This is a genomic window from Burkholderia sp. APQ4-4ca, from assembly GCF_057837105.1.
The window spans coordinates 1-3,845 of sequence record NZ_JBYQCG010000188.1 but is presented as its reverse complement, the minus strand read 5'-3'; the positions used below and the strand labels follow the sequence as shown (position 1 = coordinate 3,845).

Annotated in this window: 3 protein-coding genes and 1 pseudogene; 1 reads left to right on the top strand and 3 read right to left on the bottom strand. The window is 57.5% G+C overall.

Annotated features, from left to right (window positions below):
• The 3 genes and pseudogenes from AC3IFE_RS20980 to AC3IFE_RS20970 form a co-directional block, all read right to left on the bottom strand.
• A pseudogene (locus AC3IFE_RS20980) lies at positions 1-440 on the bottom strand (IS5 family transposase); the annotation flags it as partial.
• Positions 441-685: 245 nt separating this feature from the next.
• Positions 686-2,275, bottom strand: a complete 1,590-nt coding sequence (locus tag AC3IFE_RS20975; RefSeq protein WP_489191818.1) for an AAA family ATPase — start codon at positions 2,273-2,275, stop codon at positions 686-688.
• Positions 2,265-3,245 (bottom strand): hypothetical protein, encoded by a 981-nt coding sequence (locus tag AC3IFE_RS20970; protein ID WP_489191817.1) that lies wholly within the window; start codon positions 3,243-3,245, stop codon positions 2,265-2,267. Before AC3IFE_RS20970 ends, AC3IFE_RS20975 begins: the two co-directional genes overlap by 11 nt.
• A 108-nt stretch (positions 3,246-3,353) precedes the next feature.
• On the opposite strand from AC3IFE_RS20970, the gene tnpA reads away from it, so the two are divergent.
• Positions 3,354-3,830, top strand: coding sequence for an IS66-like element accessory protein TnpA (gene tnpA, locus AC3IFE_RS20965; RefSeq protein ID WP_186102867.1), 477 nt, complete (start codon positions 3,354-3,356; stop codon positions 3,828-3,830).
• Positions 3,831-3,845 lie beyond the last annotated feature (15 nt).

Here is a 3,845-nt window from a genome sequence, read left to right as displayed (position 1 = left end):
GATCGCGGCAAGCGGCGTGCCGTTGGCATCGGTGACGATGTGGTGCTTCGAACCGGGTCGAGCGCGATCGGTAGGGTTTGGCCCAGTTTTTGGCCCGCCCCAACGGCGCGAATCGATGACGAATCGACAGCGGCTCGCGAAAAGTCGATCTGGTCTGCTGCTCGCAGCTTCGCGAGCAGCAACTCGTGCAAGCGGTCCCACACGCCGGCCGCCTGCCAGTCGCGCAGCCGCCGCCAACATGTCACGCCCGAGCCGCAACCCATCTCGGCAGGCAGGTCGCGCCAGCGTAGTCCGGTCTCGAGAACGAACAAGATGCCGGTCAGCGCGGCGCGATTCGAAACAGGCAGGCGGCCCGGGTTCTTCTCGCGCCGCGGCTTGGATGGCGGCAGTAACGGCTCGATCAGTGTCCACAATTCGTCGTCGATGATCGGCTTGCCCATCTCCTCGGCCTCGGTTGTTCCGATGCCTGAGGTTAACAGCTCGCCGCGAAAGTTAACAGGCCCACGGGCTCTTTTTGAAACCGTCTCTAACAACGTAAGAACCGGAATTATCACCAAACTTACCCCTGACTACAGCGCAATGGAATCCCAAGAGCGATACGTCCAGCTCCTGTATCCCCTTGCGAATCAGATAGTCGAGTTAGTGTTTATGATCTGATGGATTCACCAAAGTTACAGATGAGCACCTATATTTTATCGTCACGAGATTGCTCAGCCAGCTCAATGAAGTTCAACTTCATGAGTCGTTCTTTCATCTCGTCTTTCCACTGATCGCTGACGTTCTCTCCCCTGAGGACATCATCAATCGCTTCTTCGCGAACGAGCCGCTCGTCATCATCGTCCTCGTATGCCCTGAGCTGACGCAGGTATCGGTACTCCTTCACGCAATTGCGAACGAAATATTCCCATACCGCGTTGTCGGTCCCGAACTGGTCTTGCTCAACATGGGCAACTTGAGCAACTTGAGCAACTTGAGCAACTTGAGCAACTTGAGCAACTTGAGCAACTTGAGCAACATTGTGCGATACCGGCGCGGCAATGCTTGCCAAACCCGGCGGTACGTCGCCCCGGAACGGCACAATGCCCTGACCAGACGAACTACCTATATCAAAGATCGATCTCACCGCCTGATGCGACTGCTCGGGATGGCTACTGAAATGCGCGGTTCCCATCGCTCCGGGCGACATCGAACGGCCACAATTCAAAGACAAGTACCAGCGTTTCTCACCCATAGGCCGACCGCTACTTACTCCGATCTTGCCAAATGCGCGACGGACAGTCGCCCACGACAATCCAGCTCGCGCCGCCTCCTCTTGGACAACCTCGCTTGGCACCGGACCGGTAGCCAGTATCTCGCTCAAAAAGTCCCCAGCTTCGTGTAATCGACTGTCTTTCGTCAGTACGCTTGCACCGTCCGAGGCTTCGCTCAGGATTTCCTTGGGCGATCCGTCCAATGGCCCATCCCAAACGATCTTTGAACTTTCCACGGTTCCTCTAGGCGTTGGAATGTCGGCTGCCTCCACGTGATATGCCAAACCGCCGTCAGTCGGACCAATGTTTGACTTAGCGCGTACGATTACGCTGCGCGGCACACCATCACCCGCGCGATCGCTTTCGTCCGGTGCAACAATCATCACTATTCGCGCGACCGCACCGAAGGCGATACTTCCATTCACGCGTTCAAGCGGATCTTTCTTTTTCGATCCTTTGGTTACGTGAGTGAGGCCTAGAACTGCGGCGCCGGTTTGCTCAGCAAATACCACAACGGGTTCAAGATCCTTACGTACTTGAGTGTTGCTGTTCGAGTTGCCGGATACGATCTGCGCAATCGAATCGATGATGACAAGAACAACATCACGGAGCTCCTGGAGCTTTGCAGCAAGCCGCGGTAGATCGACACGAAAATCGAACGCGCGACTGCGACCGTTTTCGCTCGTTTCCCGCAGGATATAGACATTCTCGAGATTGGCACCGCTCGCGGCGAGCCTTGGCATCAAAGTATCCTCGACCCCGTCTTCGCAGGTCCAGATCAACACTCGACCTCGAGGAGCACTGCTACCGTCTGGCCATGCACCACCGACCGACAACGTCGCAGCGATCGCAAGAGCCAGCGTTGTCTTCCCTGTTGACGGGGGGCCAGCGAGGAGATGTAGCTTTCCGCGCGCCAACCAAAACTTCCACAACCAAAAGATTGGGAACACGGGAATCTCGCTTGCTGCCTCAAGGACTGGACCGTTCCCATTCGTCCCGAGCTTCGACCAAATGTTAGTGTGCATTTGCGCTGCCTCCGTGTTGGAGTTGCCCACCGAACTGGACAAAATACTCTCGCTTCAACCGACTAGCCTTTGATTGCCCACACTTCAGAAACGAACGAATTGCCGCCTGCGTCGGCCTGAGGCGCCCAGCAACGACCGCTTTGTGAATCTCCCGGAGCAGGCGGAAATCGTCACCGACGCATTCACTGTCGGTAGCGGTGTCGTCAGCGATCGTTACGCCTGCCGCCGACATCACGTCATGATCGGCAACCAACGGTGGATGATCGTCAGCCGCGACTCCCGACTCCGGTACGACAGCCCTTTGCTCCAAAGACTCGTCGATACGACCAGCCATGACTGCGGCGCGACTATTAGCGCGACTCGATCTAACCGACACCAGCATCCAGCCAGTGATGGCAGCGCCTTCAAGCACAACCGAGCAGGCCAGCGCCAACAACAATTCCAGTCGTCCTTCGGTCGTACCAAGCCACGTCGCCACTTCCGACGCGACCGGATCGGCGCGCAACGCTGCGCGTGACGCTGCTTCTTGGTCGACCAGTCGATTATGTCGGTCCTCCTCGGCTTCGTGCCGCCACGCTTCACCAGCTTCTGTTTCCAGTGTCGCGAGCTGCGTCTCGAGGATCGTTCGACTGAGTTTGAGCCACCGACAATCGCCAACACATGAGCGCGCCTCGACTCGGGCCAAATCGACCTTCGCCTTTGAGGTTTCTCGGGCAATTTCAGTCAACGTACGTCCAGGAGACGTTACTCTAAGGAATGGCTGAGTGATCGTCGGAGCCATCGCGACCCGTTGATCGCCGGCGTGTTGCCGGGAAACGAGGACAAACGTGACCTGGCCGTACAGCACCACAATCAGGCCGACCGCCCACAACACAAAGGCGAACAGCCGAGCGAGACCAGCCAAGGCTTGCCGCAGTGCGGGCAACATGTGGACATAAAGCACAGCCACACAACCAATTGAGATGCTCATCGCCCGCTCAACGGTCAATCGTAAGCGCTCTTTGAAGGACGCCATTGCACGGCAAGGCTGATTCACCGAGGCTACGTGTCCATGTTCAATGAGCGTGGACAGGTGTGCATGAACGAGCAAGACGAAGGTTTGCAGAGCCGGTTGGTGGTCGATCTCAAGCGAGACGGGCGGCGCAAGTACGACGAGGATGCGAAGCGCGAGTTGATACAGGCGTGTCTGAAGCCAGGGGTGTCTATCGCGCGGACGGCCATGGAACACGACATCAATCCGAACCTCGTTCGGACGTGGATTTCCAAGTATCAGCGCGAACAAGCCGCGGGCGAGATAATCAGTTCCGCGACGGAGTCGTCACGAGAGACTCGTGTCGAGTTGTCGACGGCTTCCGTGCCTGAGGAATCAGCCTTTATGCAGGCCGTCACCTCTGCGGCTGCCCCCACTCCGGCTAAATCGGCTGCGGTGTTCTCGCTGAAGGTGCACTTACCAAACGGCGTCTCCTTGGAGTTGAGCCAGGCGAACTTCGATGAACTGACGATGCTTGTCCAGATGCTCGGGAGGCTGCCGTGTTCCGGTTCGACGAAGGGCTGAAGGTCTACCTGCATC

Bases quoted from the DNA above. Each gene is read 5' to 3' on its own strand.
- AC3IFE_RS20975 (WP_489191818.1), bottom strand. From the start codon at position 2,275: ATGCACACTAACATTTGGTCGAAGCTCGGGACGAATGGGAACGGTCCA.
- tnpA (WP_186102867.1), top strand. From the start codon at position 3,354: ATGAACGAGCAAGACGAAGGTTTGCAGAGCCGGTTGGTGGTCGATCTC.
- AC3IFE_RS20970 (WP_489191817.1), bottom strand. From the start codon at position 3,245: ATGAGCATCTCAATTGGTTGTGTGGCTGTGCTTTATGTCCACATGTTG.